This is a genomic window from uncultured Planktosalinus sp., from assembly GCF_963973675.1.
GTDB lineage: Bacteria > Bacteroidota > Bacteroidia > Flavobacteriales > Flavobacteriaceae > Planktosalinus.
The window spans coordinates 1-3,291 of record NZ_CAXBAN010000306.1; the positions used below are offsets into that span (position 1 = coordinate 1).

Annotated in this window: 5 protein-coding genes; 3 read left to right on the forward strand and 2 right to left on the reverse strand. The window is 32.2% G+C overall.

Annotated elements, in window-relative coordinates; translation table 11 throughout:
- Positions 1-139: 139 nt before the first annotated feature.
- Positions 140-652, reverse strand: coding sequence for a TlpA disulfide reductase family protein (locus AACY61_RS10970; protein ID WP_339611625.1), 513 nt, complete (start codon positions 650-652; stop codon positions 140-142).
- A 156-nt stretch (positions 653-808) separates the two neighbouring features.
- On the opposite strand from AACY61_RS10970, the gene AACY61_RS10975 reads away from it, so the two are divergent.
- From AACY61_RS10975 to AACY61_RS10985, 3 genes are all read left to right on the forward strand, one after another.
- A complete protein-coding gene (locus AACY61_RS10975) occupies positions 809-1,258 on the forward strand; it encodes a MarR family transcriptional regulator (RefSeq protein ID WP_339611626.1) in 450 nt (149 codons plus the stop codon).
- A 48-nt stretch (positions 1,259-1,306) separates the two neighbouring features.
- Entirely contained in the window at positions 1,307-1,876 is a 570-nt protein-coding gene (locus AACY61_RS10980) for a YceI family protein (protein WP_339611627.1), read from the forward strand.
- Positions 1,877-1,981: 105 nt separating this feature from the next.
- Positions 1,982-2,110, forward strand: coding sequence for a 30S ribosomal protein THX (locus tag AACY61_RS10985; RefSeq protein WP_339611628.1), 129 nt, complete (start codon positions 1,982-1,984; stop codon positions 2,108-2,110).
- Between the two features lie 52 nt (positions 2,111-2,162).
- On the opposite strand, the gene trxB is transcribed toward AACY61_RS10985, so the two are convergent.
- On the reverse strand, positions 2,163-3,125 hold the full coding sequence (gene trxB, locus AACY61_RS10990; protein ID WP_339611629.1) for a thioredoxin-disulfide reductase: 963 nt from the start codon (positions 3,123-3,125) through the stop codon (positions 2,163-2,165).
- Positions 3,126-3,291 lie beyond the last annotated feature (166 nt).

Below are 3,291 nucleotides of genomic sequence, written 5' to 3' on the forward strand. Positions count from 1 at the left end.
ACTTTGGTTCCATCAACATTTTTGAGGGAAAAATCAGTTGCTACATCCCCTATACTATAACCGGACGTTTTCTGAGAGTTTGCATTAATAGTAACAAGAGTACAAAATAGTACAAATAATAATTGTGTTAATTTTCTTTTCATTTTAAAAAGGGTTTAAGTTCAGTTAATAATTCATCATAAGTAAAAGATCCTTCATAAAACTTTCTTTGGGTACGATTGTAAATTAAGGTTGCAGGAATCGCCCCACTCCAGCTTTCAGAAACTTTAGGTATCCACGTATTACTATCAACATCATCTAACAAAACAACCTGCGATTTTAATTGGTGCTTTTCAATAAAAGGTTGAACCTGACTTTCCAGTTTTTCAGGAAAATCAAGACTAACAAGAATTACTTCAACACCCAGTTCTTTAAAAGCAATATTTATTTTTTCAAAATAAGGCAGTTCTTTAATACACGGCTTACACCACGTGGCCCAAAAATTAATAATATATGTAATGTCATCTTGTTTGTGAAGCATTGGTTCAAATCCGTCAAAATCATAAACAGGTATTGATTTTTCATTTTCAGTAATTTCGGACGTTACTTGATTTTGATTTTTTTCTTTGCAGGAAATCAATACAATAAAGATCAAACAATATTTTAAGTACATATAGATTGAATGTCAAGTTTTTGAAATTTAAAAATAGCTCATCTTTAGCTTTTGAATATACAATTTAACATAACTTAAACTAATTCAAGTTAAAGTTTTATTAATAAGCTCAACATAACATAATATATTATTACATTTGTACCAACAATTTTTGTTATGACAATTGAAGAAGTAATTAAATCGTCGATTCCACTAAAGCCCCATACACGTACAACGTTAAATATCATGTATAGTAGCAGGTTGGTTGAAGAAAAAATAAGTGATTTATTAAAACCTTACAACATCTCAATGCAACAATACAATGTGCTAAGGATTTTAAGAGGTCAAAAGGGAACTCCAGCAAATCTTTCTACAATTCAGGAAAGAATGATTAACAAAATGAGTAATACCACACGATTGGTTGACAAATTAATAGAAAAAAAATTTGCTGAAAGAACCATTTGTGAATCAAATCGCAGAAAAGTAGAAATCGTCATTACACAGAATGGTTTGAATTTATTATCAGAAATAGACCCATTAATGACAAAGTGTAATGAGGATATTTTAAATTTATTTTCACTACAGGAACTTAATACGCTTAATCAATTATTAGACAAACTAAAATAGTATTTTTTTAATTTAACATTTGTATATACAACTTTTTAATCAAACATTATGAAAACAAACATTCTAAAAGGCCTTGGAGCCGCAGTAATTATTTTAACAACAGTAGCATTTACAAAACCTATGGAAAAAGAAATGAAAGTAAAAGAAAGTACAATTACCTGGAAAGGAAAAAAAGTATTAGGATCACACCACGGAACCATCAAATTAGCCAATGGCTCTATGGTCATTGACGGAGATCAAATTACTGACGGAAAATTTGTAATTGACATGACTTCCATCAATGTCGTAGACCTTGAAGGTGAAAACAAAGAAAAACTTGAAGGGCATCTGAAATCTGATGACTTTTTTGGTGTTGAAAAGCACCCAACATCAACGCTGGTTATCAAGAGTGGTAACAAAACAAATGAAGGGTATTACATCAATGGTGACATTACAATTAAAGGTATTACAGAACCTATTTCATTTACACTGAAGATGGATGGAAATACCGCAAGTACTAAGCTTAAAATCAATCGTACCAAATTTAATGTGCGGTATGGCTCAGGTAGCTTTTTTGATAACTTAGGAGACAACACTATTTATGACGATTTTGAATTGGATGTAACTTTACAGTTCTAATCCAAAATTTCAAATATTTTTAAAGGCTCATTTTTATTAATGAGCCTTTTTTATTATATTAAGTTTCTACAACGTATTTAATAACTTTTAAAAATATTTAGGACCATGGGAAAAGGAGACAAAAAAACGAAAAGAGGAAAAATTATTTTAGGTACATTTGGAAAACTTCGACCAAGAAGAAAAAAATTTAATATACGTCCAAAAACAATTAAGGATAATAAACCTAAGGAATAAAAAAAAGCCAACTCTAGTTTGGCTTTTTTTTTATTAATCATAAATAGAATATTTAAATTGCTACTTCTGTTTCAATACTTGTTAAATAACGCTCAGCATCGAGAGCTGCCATACAACCCGTTCCGGCTGCCGTAACAGCTTGTCGATATTCTTTATCTTGAACATCTCCAGATGCAAAAACTCCGGGTTTATTAGTTTTGGTCGACTTTCCTTTTGTAATAATATATCCCATATTGTCCATGTCGATTTGTCCTTTAAAGATATCGGTGTTGGGTTTATGACCAATTGCTATAAACAAGCCGGTTATCTCAATTTCTTCTGTATCACCTGTTACATTATTAATCATTCGAAGTCCTTCTACTACCTGATCGCCTAGCACCTCTTCAACTTCTGTATTAAATCTTAAATCAATATTTGAAGTTGATGTAACACGGTGCTGCATTGCCTTTGAAGCTCTCATTTCATCACCTCTTACGAGCATGGTTACTTTTTTACAAATATTTGCAAGATAAGTCGCTTCTTCTGCTGCAGTATCACCTCCACCAACTATAGCAACTTCCTGACCTTTGTAAAAAAATCCGTCACAAACAGCACAGGCTGAGACACCCCCTCCCCTAAGCTTTTGCTCACTGGGAATTCCTAAGTATTTAGCAGTTGCACCTGTAGAAATGATGATTGTTTCAGCTTCAATTTCTCTTGAATTATCAACAGTAACTCTATGGATTCCTCCAACAGAATTATTTAAATTGACTGATGTTACCATTCCGATTCTTACTTCTGTACCAAAACGTTCTGCTTGTTGTTGCAACTGGACCATCATAGTTGGGCCATCAACTCCATCCGGATAACCTGGAAAGTTATCAACTTCTGTTGTTGTTGTCAATTGGCCTCCGGGTTCCATACCGGTATACATTACCGGTTTCATATCTGCTCTGGCTGCGTAAATAGCTGCAGTATACCCTGCTGGTCCTGAACCTATAATTAAACATTTTATTCTTTCTGTTGCTTCAGACATAAAACTTATATTTTACTAGTTATCGATACAAAAATAAACACTTTTAGTCAGGTAAAATAGTAAAAGTTATTAAGAATCAAACTGACAATTAAATAGGTCAGTTTTATATACAAAAAAACCCTGAAGCTTTCACTTCAGGGTTTTTCCTATTTATGATATTCTAAGA